The following is a 17,126-nucleotide window of genomic DNA, read 5'->3' as shown; positions in this document are numbered from 1 at the left end:
TCTTTATGAGTGGACTTCATTGAAGCAAGTTTTGGTTGCATCGACCGATAGATAAGGTATAATGTTATTCCACTCTTTATGAGTGGACTTCATTGAAGCCTATCCCCTCTAGCGTCGTGATTACTTCTTCGACTTGTTATTCCACTCTTTATGAGTGGACTTCATTGAAGCATAGATTTTAGTGGCGTCAGCATCCGAAAATCGTGGAGTTATTCCACTCTTTATGAGTGGACTTCATTGAAGCGCGGTATGGTCCGCGACGAACCGTGCAAACTAAGCCCGTTATTCCACTCTTTATGAGTGGACTTCATTGAAGCATGTCGATCTACCACAGTATAAAACTCACACATACGCTGTTATTCCACTCTTTATGAGTGGACTTCATTGAAGCCGGAACATTCAACTTAGGACCGTCACCCCGATAATCGTTATTCCACTCTTTATGAGTGGACTTCATTGAAGCGACTGTCACACCGCAAACATAAGGACAGGGCGGTAAAGTTATTCCACTCTTTATGAGTGGACTTCATTGAAGCAGCGTGCGCTGCGTGATAGCACTCCATTGATGGTGCGGTTATTCCACTCTTTATGAGTGGACTTCATTGAAGCCAGTTGTCTGGCCCTGGTATAACCCCGCGTACGTAGCTGGTTATTCCACTCTTTATGAGTGGACTTCATTGAAGCTCCGGATATGAGCTATCCGAACTCATCGACACAGCATGTTATTCCACTCTTTATGAGTGGACTTCATTGAAGCCGAGTGCCACCAAAGATGCTGACAGGAAGGGCCTACGTTATTCCACTCTTTATGAGTGGACTTCATTGAAGCGTACACGTTCCCGGTGTTTGCGCCGACGTTCGATGTGTTATTCCACTCTTTATGAGTGGACTTCATTGAAGCGTAGGGTAATACTAACCCTACGAGTCGCCCCATGTACTGTTATTCCACTCTTTATGAGTGGACTTCATTGAAGCTTGGTGCACCTGGGATGGTCCTGTCGGTGGCCTGGGTTATTCCACTCTTTATGAGTGGACTTCATTGAAGCCAAACCCTCTGCCCCCCATGCCACTCCCGCAAAACCAGTTATTCCACTCTTTATGAGTGGACTTCATTGAAGCAAAGTGAGTCGTGGTAAGGCATCTAGGGGTTGGCAGGGTTATTCCACTCTTTATGAGTGGACTTCATTGAAGCCCGGCATTAGCCCGTTGCTTGCCGAGCTTGGGGTAGGGTTATTCTACTCTTTATGAGAGAACCTCCTATATGTCATCGGTGGATACTAGCCACCAACCAGGAAAGGTGCGTAATCTTGGTGGGGGATAGAAGTCCTATACGGAGGCATTCTCATGACTAAGAATTGGACCCCATCACATATACCAGATCTAACCGGCCAAACCTGGCTGATCACTGGCGCAACAAACGGCATCGGACTCGAAACCGCCAATATGGCAAGCCATCGTGGTGCCCACCTGATTTTGGCGGCTCGTAACGTTGAACGTGCCACGCGCGTTGCGAACAGGCTTGGCAATGCAGAGGTTATTCATCTTGACCTTGACAGCTTGCAAAGCGTCCAAACTGCTGCTGAACAGGTTCCTAAAGTGGACGTGCTGATCAACAATGCCGGCCTCACCACGAATCGGCGCGAAACCACGAACGACGGGTTTGAACGTCAGTGGGGCGTCAATTTCTTGGGCCCATTCCATTTCACCAATCTCATTCTCAACAAAGTCCAACGCCGTATCGTGGTCTTAGGGTCAGTTGCCCACCAATGGGGTGAACTCGACCTAGAAGACCCAAATTTTGAACACCGCCCTTGGACAAAACGTGCTGCCTATGCCCAGTCAAAACTTGCAGACATGCTTTGGGGCTACGAACTATCCAAACGGCTCAGAGCATCCAACCACCCCAGTGATGTCCAAATCGCTCACCCGGGGTGGGCGATTACGAACCTCGGTGTCCCCGCTGTTAGTCAGCCAATGATGGAGCGCATAGCTAATCTCTTGGCACCAGTAGTCGGTCAGAATGCCAAATATGGCGCATTACCAACGCTGTATGCGGCAACTCAACCGCTCCCAACGGGCAGCTATATCGGCCCCAACGGACCGTTCCAAACACGCGGCTTCCCCACTCGCGTCAAACGAACCGCCACAGCAACAAATGACGACCTAGCTGAACAGTTGTGGGCATACGCCGAACAAGCCATCACCAGCGCGACCGAATAGCTGCTTCCGTGCAACCGTACCGCCACCATGTGCTCACAACTGTCCAGCCAGGTGGGTCTTACTAGTGAGCGCCGTTTGAGAGCATGCAACGTATGTGTTACGCCATCAAGGGGACTGTTTTCGATCAAAATCAGCCGGTTAGTCCACCCCAAGAACCATGATCGCCCACCACAGTGGGTTAGGCTCATGGCCACCGCAACGGCAGGGAGCCATTTTTATGCAACAGCCAGATCACCCAGACAGACCGCCAGCGTCAACAGACCTACCTGCCGTGTCACCAGCCACCCAAACGGTTATGGATGAGGTGATTGCTAAATCACTTCCAGATGGCAGTACCCCAACCCCCGAGTTTTTACAGGGCCTACAAGGGGTATTCGCAGAATTAGAAACCGAATACGCCCGTCTCAGGGAGGTACTCGGTCTACCGCGCGTGCAATACGCCGATACAGCGGCACTACGTACTGCATTCGCTATTTATATCGACGATGCTGAATACGAACCCAGCCTTCAACCTGGGGAAACGCTCCCACAAGGCATCGTTGACCGTAACTGGGCAAGCTACTTCTGCCCATACCCGCACAAGGATGTGCTCAAGAACAAACTCAATATCACCAATGCTGATCTACTCACCGATATCGACTTTGCTCTTGGTGCTCAACGAGCGGTCGAACTGATGAGTAACCAGGGTGTCATTCCCCTCCCCGCCACCGACAGCACACTCAGTGAATTGCACGCCTATCTTTTTGGTGATCTGTACGACTGGGCGGGCAACTTCCGTATTGTCAATATGGCGAAAGGCCAAACGTCAGCCTTTGCTGACCCACACACTGGCGAAATCTACTGGTTCCTCAGCGCCGTCCGACACATGATCGAGATTGTCCCCTGGGCAAACCTCGACCGGCCCACCTTTGTACACGCCATAGCTGCCATCTTTGCCTACGTCAATTACGCCCATCCCTTCCGGGAAGGCAATGGAAGAGCATCTCGTATGTTCTTACGGCATATCGCCCGACAATCCCCGTTCCGATTGCAATTTGCTCTCACCACTCCCGACGCCTGGAATACCGCTTCGGCTGCAAGCACCGTGAGTGACACCCAGCTCATGCCAGCACCAGAACCGTTACTCCCCGTTTTTGATGCGGTCACAATTGGCCCCATTCCCGGTCCACACGCCCATGATTACGCCCCAAATCCCCCCACCGCTCAACGTGGTTTGTCCTTCGATGTGACGGCCTACTGGCCCCAGCTCACCGAAGAACTCACCAGCGTTGAACAATATATTCTCAACGAATCACTCACGGATTGTTTCCTAGAAGGATGGACCCCCAATAGCTACCTCGTGCGCAACCTGGTCACATGGATACGTGGGCAATACACCCATGAAGAGTACCTCCAAGCGGTACTTGATGATCTTGAACGATAACAAGGACGCCGCAGTCGTTACCCTGAAACACCCAAAGACACCTCACCACCAGGCCAAGTTCAAGTGCAGCAGGTTGGTACACGGTCAGACCATGACCAGCGCACACCGGGGGTGGTCAAGCGGTATTGAGCGGCATACCAAAAATTATAAAAATATGGCGATATAAGCCAGGGTCGAGTTTAAGCTTTTAACGGATAAAAAAGCGACATGTCCATCACGGTTCCCCCGAGTTCAGGGAAGGATGACCTAGCCATGAGTGAGACAACACCAAAACCGCAACCCCTGTTTGAACCAGAGATTGAAGTTCAAGTACGGCATGCCTTAATCGCCCTCCGCTATTTCCAGATCATGCGCGACCAAATGCTGGGCCAACAAGATTGGAATACTGATGTGTTCCAATCAATTCATACCTTCATCTTGGCACCAGTATTCCAATGGGGCGGTGAGCGCCGTACAACGACGCTGCTGAGCCCTTCGGGCATACCCTATGCAGACCCTGAAGATGACACGATTGAACAGGCACTTCAAACCGCTATCGACATCACCGCAACAACCTCTTGGAAACACTTGAACCATGCGGATTTCACCGCACGTGCCGCCGAGGTGTATGCCCACATTCACTATGCGCAGCCCTTTACACTCCACACTGGCCAAGTCGCCCGTATCTTCTTACGTAAAGTGGCCGTCCTTTCAAACTTTAATCTGCTCTTTGCTCGTATAGAACGTGAAACATGGCATGACGCCCTTGAAGCCACATTGCCAACAACGCCAGGCGATCCGGTTGACCCGACACCATTCATTCCGGTCATGCAACAAATCGCCGTTCCTGTGTCCAGTACCAACCCAAGTGGGTACACCCCAAGGAAACCGGATCACTACGCTGCCTTTGATGTGGTTGCGCCGTGGTTATCGCTCTATGAGGGCACCAGCTTGGACTTCAAGTTCACGATTAATGAAGTCTTTGCGAATAACTGGCTTGATGGTTGGAACCCCAACCGAGCAGATGTGGCCAACCTCATTGATCATCACAAAGGCCGGCTAGACACCCGAAACTACCTGGAAGAAGCCACCATAAAAATTGGATAGCCAAGAGGCATTCATCACAGTGAGCGCAAGCTAGCGCTGTGCAAACGCGCCCAAACGAGTAAGGTGGTGCGTTCTGCCCAGTTTAAGATCTGCCCTGGGCCTCAATATTCTTGCGCAGGTCATTTGGAGACCTTGTGTCTGAATTACATACCTTTGCTGGGCTTGGTGTGCCCAGTTCCATTGCTGATGCCCTTGAATTACTCGGCATCACTACACCGACCCCCATCCAAGAAGCAACCCTTCCTGATTCGATTTCAGGACGCGACGTTCTTGGCCGTGGACGCACCGGTTCGGGTAAAACCTACGCCTTCTTGTTGCCCATCATCACGCATATCATCACGGACCGGTACCGTCCGGCTCCGGGGAGTCCCCGTGCACTGATTCTGGCCCCAACTCGCGAGCTCGTATCGCAAATTGAAGAATCACTGCAGCCATTAAAGAAGATCGCCAAGTTTACGAGCTTCACTATTTTTGGTGGTGTTGGACAAGGCCCGCAGGTACGGGCCGTCAATCGTGGCCTTGATATTGCCATCGCTACACCAGGTCGCTTAGAAGACCTTATGCGCCAAGGCGAAATTGACCTGTCACAGATTGAAACGGTTGTTATCGACGAAGCTGACCAGATGGCAGACATGGGATTCTTGCCTATCGTCACGAAAATCTTGAATCAGGTTCCACGTGATGCCCAGCACCTGCTGTTTAGCGCCACCTTGGACAAACAAGTGAAAACCCTTGTAAATAGATTCCTTACGAATCCGGTTACCCATGAGGCTGATAGCCCTGAAGACACCGAAGCCGCCCACCTACAAATGGCGCACCATGCCCTCCGGGTATCACATGAGGATAAGCCTGGCGTTATTGCTGACCTTTGTGCTGCGCCAAGCCGCGCCATCGTTTTTGCCCGCACCAAGCATGGTGCCCGTAACCTAAGCCGAAAACTCACCAAGATGGGCGTACCGGCCTTAGAGTTGCACGGCAATCTCTCGCAGAATGCACGAATGCGAAACCTCAATGCCTTCCACGACGGCAAGGTGTCGACCCTTGTTGCTACCGATATTGCAGCTCGTGGGATCCACGTCGATGATGTGGAAATCGTTATCCACGCTGACCCACCCGCTGAGCACAAGGCCTATGTGCATCGTTCTGGCCGCACCGCCCGCGCAGGGAATAGCGGCGTTGTGGTCACGATTGTGCGCAAAGACCAAGTTAAAGATGTGAAGAGCCTGATGGGTAAAGCCGGGGTACATGCTGAATGGGCTAATGCCACCCCCGAGTCGGATCTGCTTTTTGATCTTGCCCCTGGTGGACGTGAGTTCTTAGATCGCAGTATTGCTGAACGAATGGTTCAAGATGTAATCCCCAGCAAGCCGTCTGGTGGCGGTGGCCGTGGACAAAAACGGAGTAAAGGGCAAGGCGGAAAACGCAACGGTGGATTCCATAAATCCAATAAAACCCAGTCAAAAGCGCACAAAGCCAAGAGCAAGCATGGGGGTGGGAAGCCGCATCGCCACGAGGGGACTGGAACAGGACCCGGAGCCCATCAGAACAGCCGATCAAAAACGGTCTTGTTAAAAACTCATGCATAACACAACCTGGCACTTACGTGTGAACAGTTACAAGTAGGTGCCGTTACGTATCATATAAAGTTCACGGAGCGTGATGAATCATATGATTCAACGCATAACCGTGAACTTTTTATTACCCCGTGTAAGCCTTCTTTTTCAATCAAAAAAGGAGGACACATGTTTAAATTTGCATCACCAGTGCTTGCGCTCTCCCTCTCCCTTGGGATGGCCGCTGCGCCGGCACTCGCGCACACCCATGCGCCACTTCCACCAGTACCACCGGGGACTGCGCCCAACACCCCGCAACCGCCAGTTTCAGACGTGAAGTGCCCTCCCATGGGCTATTGCAATGATGATGAAACGGTGCAACTCCTGCCGGACGGCCCCACATTTGTTACCCCATCATCAACATTCACGAATGTTCATATTTACGTTGTTGATGACCAAGGCCGTTCCCGTGCGAAACAGGAAGTTCGGTTTGTCCTTCGTAATGATGCAACACGCGAACCAGTGTGGACCTATACCGGCCAAACCGACGACGCTGGGCACATTGATGCCTACCACGGAACCGGCGGTATCAATCTCAAACCTGATGAACACACGACCTACCGCTGGGTGGTATACGCCCTTGATTCAGACCTGATGACCATTGCGTTCCCAGGTAAAGCCCCCGTACGGCCTGACCCGCTTGTTCCAGATCCAACACCGCCACGTCCACTGCCAGAAGAATGCAAAACAGCGTGGCATTGCACCTTGGACGGCACCCTTGTGGCTCGAACCGACCCCCGCGGCCAGTACACGCCAGCAGGCACCATGGGCAACGTGGAGGTTGTGGTCCGCGAACTGAATGGCAAGCCTGCCCCTAACGAGCTGGTTACGTTCTCACTATTAGATGTGGACACGCTGAAGGTCCTTCACCGAGAAACGCGCACAACCAACGCCGAAGGTAAGGCAGATTTATATGAAGGACGCGGTCGTCTCGATATTGACATCCCCAAAGACAAGAAACTGCGGTGGATGATTGAAGCCTATGATGCGGTCGTACATACCCCCAATTTCGTGCCCGCTGAGACACCCCAGACACCCCCTGTTGTCCCTGGCCCTGTTGTCCCTGGCCCGGTTGCGCCTACACCAGCCCCGACCACGTCACCTAATGCCACTGAGCCAACCCCTGCACCGACGGCAAGTCCAACACCAGACGCCACCAATCCCGTCCGCTTGGCAGGTTCAAACCGGATTGAAACCGCGATTGCCGTTAACCGCGATCTTGTGAAGGCCACACCAAAACGGGTGTTTATCGCCAGTGCGGATAACCCTGCTGATGCCGTTGCCGCTGCCCCACTGGCCGCTGCTGAACACGCCCCTATCTACGTGACATGGAAGGACGACATTGACCCCAAACTGGCCAATGAGCTGGCAACGGTCATTCGACCAGACACCCATGTAACCGTGCTCGGTGGTGAAGCCGCAATATCGGCCAAGGTCGCCAAAGCCCTCGGTGGGGTTGCAACCCGTCAAGACCGCTTGGCAGGGGTCAACCGCGCCGACACCGCCACGAAAGTAGCTGATCAATTAGTTAGCGAGCACAAGCGGGACCACGTCATGATTGCCGACGGCCAACGTTGGGAGGCGCCCATCGTGGCCGCACCGCCTGCAATTGCGACGAAACAAGCCATCTTGTTAAGCAATGGTGACCAAGCCGCCCCAGAAACCAAGGCCTGGCTAGCAGCGCACAAGGTTGAGCTCACCACCACCATCGGGAACGCAAGCAAGGCACACCCGAACGTCGGACGTGCTATCGGTGAGACCGATGGGCCAGCCTTGAGCTTGGCAGTAGCCAATGCCTTCTATCCCAAGCCAACGCGCATCGGCTTTGCAACCGGTCGTACCCCCGTTGACGCCATGGTGGCGGGTACCTACCTCAGTGACGGTCCGATTCTCCTGGTGGAACGTGAACTGTCACAAAGCCAGCGCGATTGGGTCAATGCCAGCCCAGCCGCAACCCACATCATTTTTGGTGGTCGTGAAGCTATTGAATCCCTGTAAACAGGTACGAACCCTGCCCTAGCCGGGCAGGGTTCTGTGTCCATCACCTACGAGATAAATGGAGCAGCCCCCTGTGTGCAGTCACGATGTCTTTGGGTAGCGGATTATCCTTCGCAAGGCAACCAGGTAATACGGCATCAGCCGGTCATCATGAACAACATCCACATCACCAATGAGGCTATGGGGCTAAACACCGTGAGGTAGATGAATTCATCGAAGCTGTGATGAGGAAACACCGCATGGCAAGCAAGCTCATCAGCAAATGATTCCCATGAAGATACGGCCGGTACATCGGTGTAATCGGCGTAGTCGGGTGCTGCATTTACCGTGCTCCCGCGCGAACGGTCTTGTAATCGGCCCGATAGGCCGTGCTTATTGCTTTTGGGGTTAAGACATAGGGCGTACAGTTCACGGTCACTATCTTGTTCAAGTTCTAAACTCAGTTGCCGCATTTGAGCACTCGTCAACTCTTTATCAGCAAAGCTCCATGTACGATCGGCAGTGTTCAGGGTGCTATTCCAAATGGCAAGGCCACCAACCCACAAGGCAAGAAGGGCAAACCAAACGCCAATACCGGTGAGAAAAGGGAACAGAAGCCGTTTCATCTTAGTGATCCTTCTTGATATATAGCTCATTGATCTGATCGATGAGTGCCGCACAGGCCGCGTAGTCGGTATCTTCTGGCAGGCTCGGTTTTTCGATGGTGCTCATAAGAATCGAACGCTGTGGCTCCGGGATCGGTTTGGGCTTACCCACCGTGCCGGGATCGTCGTACGAGTCACGCGCTATTTCCGCTTGCACTCCGTTCAATGAATGTCTATTAAAACAAGTAAGTACCAATCCTTTCTCTGCGAATGAATGGTTTTCTTTAATTGTTAGTTCTATTTCATTCATCAACATTTCTGTTGTGAGAATTTCACCTTCATATAGCCATTTTGAACGGTTAATATTAAATGAACGACCAGCATATGTTTCAAGGTTTTCTTCTTGTTGGTAAGAAAAAAGCTCTACCTCTTGAACAGATTCCTCAATTGGTGTATCTGGATTGTTTGCCAGCTGCATAGCGATAGCCGGGTCGTGTGTTACCGTAGGCTGAGCAGTGAAGAATAATATAGTTTGGATGATATAAGGTGTAAGTAAATAACAAAGAAATAGGAACGGAACAAAGAAAAAGCCGAGTAGTCCCATCCCGATTTGGCTAGGACTGACTCGGCGTCTTGCTGATTCAGACTGCATGGCATTCTCCTTTGGTGAGTTGGCGCCGACGATGCGTGAGGCAGCCAAGTGCAAGGACGATACACACGAGTCTTGCGCAATTTGGGGTGTCTTTCGTTAACCCCAGGGGGGATACCACCAGGAAGGCGTACCGGAAAGCGAAGTCTATACGCCTCTGAACTGGTGGTTTTACCTTGACTTTATTGCACTGGTACGAATGGTGAAGATACGGTAAACCAGACGTACTCCATCGGACTCAAGCTATTTGGTAAGACTGCATTGCACGCTAAGGCATCTTGAAAGCGGTCTGTGGTTTCAGGAACTTCTTCGAGATTAGGCTGGGACGCAAATAAATGGACCAGACCACGACTCTCGTCAACAAGTGTTCCCGAATAGTGATTTGGATTATCCTCCGGGTTGTGGCAAGTGCTTGCTAATGGTCTAGCGTCACCATCTTTTGCAAGTTCCATAGCTACTGAACGCATTTCAGCGCTCGTAAGCTCTTTACCATTAAAAAGCCAGGTTCGATCAGCCGTATTGATGGTACTATTCCAAATTGAAATACCAGCAATATACAAACTTGCTAGAACAATCCATACTACAGAACCAGCGATAAAAGAGAATACTATTCGCTTCATGGTCTAAAAATCCTTACCGTATTGTTCATCAAAACGTTGCTTCAGTCCCAAGCAAGACTGATAATCTGACTCATCTGCAAGTGCCGGTGCTTTAAACGGATTGCCCATCACTGCATCAACGTCAGGGTGATACTTATTTGATTCAATGGTTTCTTCTCTTGATGATGAGAATCCGTTAAAGATGGCTCCTTGAACGCCTACTGATGCATCATTGAAGCAACGAATATAGAAACGGCCACCGTGGTCAGGGATACCCGAGCTTTGTACGCGATCATGCATGGCCTCAAGCGTCTCTTCAGTACTTAATTTCTTACCTAAGAACGCCCATTGATGATCATCAGTGGTGTTCGTTGCCATGGCTGCGGTCTTGACCACTTCAGCTTGGCCGAGGGGATACTCCACAGACACGAGGTCATCAGTCATTGTTCCAGCAGCCTCTATTATCGGCTGCTCCTCATCAGTCGGCTGGTTATACGAAGCTGACGCAACAGCAGGAACGCTGTAGTAAAGCCCTACATCCTGGGAATAAAGCGATACGAGATAGGTAATAGTAAGTGGAATAGCAAAGCCGGCGATAGCTGCAGGGATGGACAAGGTGTTCAACATCTGTTTAAACGACACCATACGTTGGTTTGTCCTTTCTGATATGAAGCAACGAGTCCATGCGGAATCGTGCTGAATAGGGGGAAAAAGTTTGATTTAGTATCGGCAATCTTCCGCTACTCTAGATACGGCTAGCTCCTCAAAAGTTAGCTAGTGCTTGGCCCATACCTGCTGTGGTCTGTCTCATTGGGCAGGGGTCAAGGCGTATGCACCCACCGGTACCCGCCATGTCGCGACCGAAGATAAAACGGTTCGATCCCACGGGCGCGGGGCTATCCCCAGGTCAAGCGCCTATGATGTTGGACGGCAAGGAGCTATCTACACCTCATGTACGTAGGTAACCGCCCCGTCGGAGGGTACCCTTGTTGTTCTCGGTGGCAATGTGGCTATCGAATCGCGCTCAATGAGCTCAGATTGATGCTGTTGCACAGATAGGTCGCTATCTGCATGGCGGTATCGCCCGCTAGACACCAGTCGGGGAGTTGTAAAGAGGACCGTTCTTTGCAACTCCCCGCTGAATCAGTTACGCAGCAAGCACAACCTGATGATAATGTGCGCACCACCTTTGGGGGAATGGGTGCCGCCAATTTGTGCCGATCAAAAGTTATTTCTCTCCTGAACACCTTCGGCAGGCGTATGTAAACGGCCTCTACCATGACCGTAGAGGCCGACGCTAGCCAGGCTCAAGAGGGTTGAATGGCCTTAGCGCTGAGTGGTAAAGCGTTGTGTGCCGTAACACGTATTGAGGTCACAGACCACACCATATCCAACGTAGGCCGCTTCGGTTCGCAACATATTGTTGGCATGGCCGCGTGAACCCATCCAGGTGTCGTGCATACCTCGTCCGGTATTCGACCCCACATTGGGGTGTATAACCACATTCTCGGCAAGAGGATGGCCAAAACCAACCTGAGGATTGGCATGGATGACCTGGGCGATCTGAGCGCTCCAGTCAGGTGCATGAGAGATCTTATTAGCCTTGAGCATCGCCTGGCTCCATTGCTGAGCAGAGGCATCTAGCGCCGCGTGGCGAGTCACCGGTGATAGGTTCCTTGCTTGGCGCGCATTATTTAAATGGTGCATCCCATCGGCTTCGGCGGCTAAATCGATATACACGAACGGCGATGGCAGCCGGTCCACCTGCCCAGGGCGAGCACGTAAGGTCGTAATGCCTCGACCGAGATACACCGGCAGTTGTGATCCCAACTGCAGTCGTTGAAGCGCCTGACTTACATGGGTATTGGTATGGTCACGGTGCACCACAACGAGCGCATGACTATGCGCACTGGTGTAGCGAGCACCTGCTAACCCAACAGCCCAACTGTCCTTGCTGAACCCGTCAAGAACGGTAATGCCTTTAGGACGGATACTAGAGGATTGTGCAAGTTCGACCGCTGTTTCAGCGCGGCTTGCACCACTTAACCGCCGCTTAGGGTGACTTGCCGGAATCTCACTGACAACGTGGTCGTTAATTGCTTGAGGACCACCAACAATATGAACGGGCAAGGCTGGATACGTTTTGAGATAGTCCTTTACCCCGGCATTGAGTTCATTAGTTGGGGTTAGCAGCACCACCTGTTTCGTTTGTGCGGCCAACGCTCCAGCCCCTAAGGCGTCACCAAACTCGGCCGTTGGGTCACTGGCATTCGTTGGGTCGAGTGAGCGTATGAGGAGGGCGCCTTGCGGTGCGCTTGAGGTTGCCTTCGCCAACCCGGTAAAAGGGTCGGTCGGGGATGAGACCACTTGAGCAACAGCTAAGGCAGTTTCGATACGTGTCGGGCCGTGGAGCCGCTTCACCGCAAGACCATCCAACTGGTGTTCAACGGCGAGTGGAACTGATGCTGGCCCACCAAGAATGAAGGCTTGTTTTGCCCCGAGCCGTCGAATCTCAGCCAATGTGGCCACATTCAGCCCGCGCTTGGGGTCCGCAAAGAGAAGCGGGGCTTCGTAAGAGCCTTGTAATACGCCAGACGTCAATGCGTCTGCAGGGGTAGCCGTGGTGGCGATAAGCACGGTCGTAGCAGCATCAACCTGCTGGGACCACTCAAGGCCGGCCACCTCGATGGAGGAACGTTGGGGGGTGGGTGATTGCTGTTTAACCGATAGGGTGTCTTCACTCCTATTCGCCATTACACGCGGTTCGCTGGGATTTGCTTGGGTAGCGTCAAGGTGAAGGTTCTGCGCACCCGCAACCTGGGCGAGCGAAACAAGTGCCGCAACGGTGAACAAGACGCTTGTGCTCCGGTACATAGGAACCTCCAGTGGCATGTATGGTATTTAGGCGGTAAAAACGGGGGTAAATCTGCTTGTAAATCCGCCGATACCAAAACGGTAGCGACCTTGGCGTTTCTTCAACATTGTCCAAATGGCGCGCCCGTATAAGGGGGTGATCCTTGACATTGGGACAATAATGAGGTATTGCGCGCACGGCAAAGGGGCCTATAGTGGGCCGTCGCCCTTTTGGGCTATAAGGTCACGCACGTTGGGACACTGCATATCTTCGAACTCGAAACCGCAGCTACGGTATCCGTAGGCTGCCTATCGTTGTCTACAGAGGTATATGCGACGGTTCCAGCCAGCGACCGGTAGCCCGTTGGAAAATCAAGGCTCATCGCCTTGCCACCGCCGTAATCAGGAGTACTCCGCCTTGTCGACGCTCACCAGTGCCCCGGCCTCCCGCCTGTCGTTCGCCAAGATTGACGAACCAATGCCAATAGACAACCTTGATTTGGTTGCCATCCAGCGAGAAAGTTTTGAATGGTTAAAGGAGGTGGGGCTCGGCGAAGTATTTGAAGAGCTCAGCCCTATCGAAGACTTTGGGGGCAACATGGCCCTCAGTATTACTGACCATTGGTTTGACGCGCCTAAGTATTCAATTGACGACTGCCGCGAAAAAGACCAGACCTATGCCGCGCCGCTATTTGTGACCGCCGAGTTCATCAATGCGATGACCGGTGAAATTAAGTCCATGCGCGTATTTATGGGTGACTTCCCGATGATGACGGACAAAGGTACCTTCATCATCAACGGGACTGAACGTATCGTGGTGAGCCAGCTAGTTCGTAGCCCTGGTGTCTACTTTGACGTTGGATTAGACAAACTGACCGGCCGTGACGTGTGGGGTTGTCGCGTGATCCCCAGCCGTGGTGCCTGGTTAGAAATGGAAGTTGATAAGCGCGGCTTTGCTGGGGTACGTGTTGACCGCAAGCGTCGTCAGCACTTGACGGTGCTGTACCGGGCGTTGAAGGGCATCGTGTACAACGACGAAACGCAGGCCTATGAAATTGCGCCTGAGGATGTCTTGACGAGTGAAGTTAGTGATTCCGAAATCCTTGAGTTCTTCGGGGTAAACGGTGATACCGAATCCTTCACCGAAGTGCAGCGCAATGTCCGTCAGATTCTTGATCAGACGCTGGCAAAGGATACGGTACGTACTCCAGGTGATGCGCTGAAGGAAATCTTCAAACGTGTCCGTCCAGGTGAACCCCAGACCCATGAATCTGCGGGCAACCTTGTTATTAACTACTTCTTCTCTAATAAGCGCTATGACCTGGCGCGCGTTGGACGCTACAAGCTAAACAAGAAAATCAGCCCCGAGCAGATTCGTTTGGGTTTGCGCACGATGGAAGAAGCCACCGCATTTGCTGATGACACTGCCCATGCTGAACGGTTACAAGCGGCTGAACAAGGTCCCAAGCACCTGGTGCGTGAACTGAGCCTGGCTGGTGAAGCGCCGTCACCAATCGAATATGCCTTGACCAAGGAAGACGTCTTGGCGACGATGAGTTACTTGCTGCGCTTAGCTGGTGGCCAGGAAGGCTATACCACCGACGATATTGACCACTTTGGTAACCGTCGTTTGCGCAGTGTTGGTGAGCTTATTCAAAACCAGATGCGTATCGGGCTTAGCCGTATGGAACGGGTTGTCAAGGAACGCATGACAACCCAGGATGTTGAAACCATCACACCCCAAAGCCTGATCAACATTCGTCCGGTCACTGCAGCGCTGAAGGAGTTCTTTGGCGCCAGCCAGCTGAGCCAGTTCATGGACCAAACGAACCCGCTGTCTGGGTTGACGCACAAGCGTCGGTTAAGCGCCTTGGGGCCGGGCGGGTTGAGCCGTGAACGCGCTGGGTTCGAAGTTCGTGACGTGCACCCATCTCACTATGGCCGCATGTGTCCGATTGAGACACCTGAAGGTCCCAATATTGGGTTGATCGGGTCGCTGGCAACCTATGCCCGACTGAATGATTTTGGATTTATCCAAACGCCGTACCGTAAGGTCGTTGATGGTCGTGTAACGGATGAGATCAGCTACTTGACCGCTGATGAAGAAGACCGGTACAACATTGCCCAGGCGAATGCCACAGTTGACCAGGACGGCAACTTCACCGATGACCGTATCTTGGTTCGTGTTGCAGGAAGTGGTAACCCACGCGAAGTGCCGCCCAGCGAAGTGCAATTTATGGACGTGAGCCCACGTCAGATTGTGTCTGTAGCTGCAGCCCTTATCCCGTTCTTAGAACACGACGACGCGAACCGTGCGTTGATGGGTACGAACATGCAACGCCAGGCGGTGCCGCTGCTTGTGTCTGATAGCCCATATGTTGGTACCGGCCTTGAAGGGAAGGCCGCCCGTGATGCCGGTGACGTTGTGGTTGCCAAAGAAGGTGGCTTGGTTGTTGAGGTGAGTGCCGACCGTATTTACCTCAAGAACGACAACGGGCTTGAAAAGTACTTCCTCACGAAGTTCGGACGCACGAATGCGTCAACGTGCTACAACCAGAAACCGCTTGTTGAGCTTGGTGATGAAATCGCTCCCGGTCAGGTCATCGCTGACGGGCCGTGTACCCAAGACGGGGAAATGGCATTGGGCCAGAATCTCCTCGTTGCCTTCATGTCATGGGAAGGGTTCAACTACGAAGATGCGATCATCTTGAGTGAACGCCTAGTGCGTGACGATGTGATGACCTCTATCCACATCGAGAAGTTCGAGATTGACGCCCGTGACACGAAACTCGGTCCTGAAGAGCTGACGCGTGATATTCCCAATGTCAGCGAAGAAATGCTTTCGAACCTGGATGAACGTGGCATCGTGCGTATCGGTGCTGAAGTGCACCCCGGTGACATCCTTGTCGGCAAGGTTACCCCAAAGGGTGAAACTGAACTGACTCCCGAAGAACGCCTGTTGCGTGCCATCTTCGGTGAAAAAGCACGTGAAGTGCGCGATACGAGCCTGAAAGTGCCACACGGTGACACGGGTATCGTCATCGGTGTTCGTACTCAAAGCCGTGAAGATGGGGATGAAATGCAGCCGGCGGTCAACGACCTGGTGCGCGTATTCGTTGCCCAAAAGCGCAAGATCAGTGTGGGTGACAAACTCGCAGGTCGTCACGGGAACAAGGGTGTGATCTCCAAGATCCTTCCCGTTGAAGATATGCCGTTCTTACAAGACGGTACGCCCGTTGATATCGTGTTGAACCCCATGGGTGTGCCTTCGCGTATGAATATCGGGCAGGTCCTTGAAACCCACTTGGGTTGGGTTGCCGCCAATGGGTGGAGCTTCGACGAGCGTCCAGAGTGGTTTGACCGCATGAACTGGGGTGATGACAAGCTGGCCATGGGTCGTCAAAAGCTTGCCACACCGGTCTTTGACGGGTGTCGGGAAGACGAGTTGATCGACCTGCTAGCCCACACGAATGCCGGTGCCGATGGTCGCCAGATTGTGAATGAAACTGGTAAGGCGGTGGTCTTTGATGGTCGTACTGGTGAACCAGTCGATCAGCGCATCACGGTTGGCTACATGTACATCTTGAAGCTCCACCACCTGGTAGACGACAAGCTGCATGCCCGCTCGACTGGTCCGTACTCGATGATTACGCAGCAGCCGTTGGGTGGTAAGGCCCAGTTCGGTGGCCAGCGCTTCGGGGAGATGGAAGTGTGGGCGTTGGAGGCCTATGGTGCCGCATACGCCCTACAGGAAATGCTGACCGTTAAGTCTGATGACGTTGTTGGTCGTGTGAAGGTGTATGAGAGCATTGTGAAGGGTGAGAATATCCCTGAACCAGGTATCCCCGAATCCTTCAAGGTGCTTGTCAAGGAAATGCAGAGTCTCTGCCTGAACGTTGAGGTCCTTAGCGCACCCGGTGAAACCATCGAATTACGTGACCCAGACGGTGAAGCCTTCCGTGCTGCCGAAGAATTGGGTATCAACCTCAGCCGTCCCGAACGCAGCGAGGCTGTCAGCTAGCCAGGATTAATGCCGGGCACCTGCATGTCAGGTTGCCTGGCCCCCCGCGTGCACGGGGGTTGTTCCTAAAAGGAGGAACC

Annotated in this window: 11 protein-coding genes and 1 CRISPR repeat array; of the genes, 6 read left to right on the top strand and 5 right to left on the bottom strand. The window is 52.7% G+C overall.

Features of this window, described 5'->3' with window-relative positions; genetic code table 11:
- Positions 1-63: 63 nt before the first annotated feature.
- Positions 64-1,192: direct repeats of the CRISPR family, unit length 36 nt; unit sequence GTTATTCCACTCTTTATGAGTGGACTTCATTGAAGC.
- Between the two features lie 152 nt (positions 1,193-1,344).
- The 5 genes from VCU37_RS01895 to VCU37_RS01875 all read left to right on the top strand — a co-directional run bounded on the left by VCU37_RS01895 (position 1,345) and on the right by VCU37_RS01875 (position 8,340).
- The gene (locus VCU37_RS01895) at positions 1,345-2,220 is read left to right on the top strand and encodes an SDR family NAD(P)-dependent oxidoreductase (RefSeq protein ID WP_336248936.1); all 876 of its coding nucleotides are present in this window, start codon (positions 1,345-1,347) and stop codon (positions 2,218-2,220) included.
- Between the two features lie 217 nt (positions 2,221-2,437).
- On the top strand, positions 2,438-3,643 hold the full coding sequence (locus tag VCU37_RS01890; RefSeq protein ID WP_336248935.1) for a Fic/DOC family protein: 1,206 nt from the start codon (positions 2,438-2,440) through the stop codon (positions 3,641-3,643).
- A gap of 207 nt (positions 3,644-3,850) precedes the next feature.
- On the top strand, positions 3,851-4,729 hold the full coding sequence (locus VCU37_RS01885; protein ID WP_336248934.1) for a hypothetical protein: 879 nt from the start codon (positions 3,851-3,853) through the stop codon (positions 4,727-4,729).
- 134 nt (positions 4,730-4,863) lie between these two features.
- Positions 4,864-6,315: a DEAD/DEAH box helicase gene (locus tag VCU37_RS01880; protein WP_336248933.1), complete on the top strand. Its 1,452-nt coding sequence runs from the start codon at positions 4,864-4,866 to the stop codon at positions 6,313-6,315.
- 156 nt (positions 6,316-6,471) lie between these two features.
- The gene (locus VCU37_RS01875) at positions 6,472-8,340 is read left to right on the top strand and encodes a cell wall-binding repeat-containing protein (RefSeq protein WP_336248932.1); all 1,869 of its coding nucleotides are present in this window, start codon (positions 6,472-6,474) and stop codon (positions 8,338-8,340) included.
- A 137-nt stretch (positions 8,341-8,477) separates the two neighbouring features.
- On the opposite strand, the gene VCU37_RS01870 is transcribed toward VCU37_RS01875, so the two are convergent.
- From VCU37_RS01870 to VCU37_RS01850, 5 genes are all read right to left on the bottom strand, one after another.
- Positions 8,478-8,945, bottom strand: a complete 468-nt coding sequence (locus VCU37_RS01870) for a hypothetical protein (RefSeq protein WP_336248931.1) — start codon at positions 8,943-8,945, stop codon at positions 8,478-8,480.
- Between the two features lies 1 nt (position 8,946).
- Positions 8,947-9,576 (bottom strand): hypothetical protein, encoded by a 630-nt coding sequence (locus VCU37_RS01865; RefSeq protein ID WP_336248930.1) that lies wholly within the window; start codon positions 9,574-9,576, stop codon positions 8,947-8,949.
- A 179-nt stretch (positions 9,577-9,755) separates the two neighbouring features.
- The gene (locus VCU37_RS01860; protein WP_336248929.1) at positions 9,756-10,193 is read right to left on the bottom strand and encodes a hypothetical protein; all 438 of its coding nucleotides are present in this window, start codon (positions 10,191-10,193) and stop codon (positions 9,756-9,758) included.
- 3 nt (positions 10,194-10,196) lie between these two features.
- Complete coding sequence (locus VCU37_RS01855) at positions 10,197-10,817, bottom strand: hypothetical protein (protein WP_336248928.1); 621 nt, start codon at positions 10,815-10,817, stop codon at positions 10,197-10,199.
- 681 nt (positions 10,818-11,498) lie between these two features.
- The gene (locus VCU37_RS01850) at positions 11,499-13,046 is read right to left on the bottom strand and encodes a cell wall-binding repeat-containing protein (RefSeq protein ID WP_336248927.1); all 1,548 of its coding nucleotides are present in this window, start codon (positions 13,044-13,046) and stop codon (positions 11,499-11,501) included.
- Positions 13,047-13,503: 457 nt separating this feature from the next.
- On the opposite strand from VCU37_RS01850, the gene rpoB reads away from it, so the two are divergent.
- Positions 13,504-17,046 carry a DNA-directed RNA polymerase subunit beta gene (gene rpoB / locus VCU37_RS01845; RefSeq protein WP_472909350.1) on the top strand — a complete coding sequence of 1,181 codons (3,543 nt, stop codon included), beginning with the start codon at positions 13,504-13,506 and terminating at the stop codon, positions 17,044-17,046.
- The last annotated feature ends 80 nt before the right edge of the window (positions 17,047-17,126 follow it).

Source organism: Stomatohabitans albus (assembly GCF_036336025.1).
GTDB classification, from domain to species: domain Bacteria; phylum Actinomycetota; class Nitriliruptoria; order Euzebyales; family Euzebyaceae; genus Stomatohabitans; species Stomatohabitans albus.
This window is presented reverse-complemented; position numbering and strand designations above follow the sequence as displayed.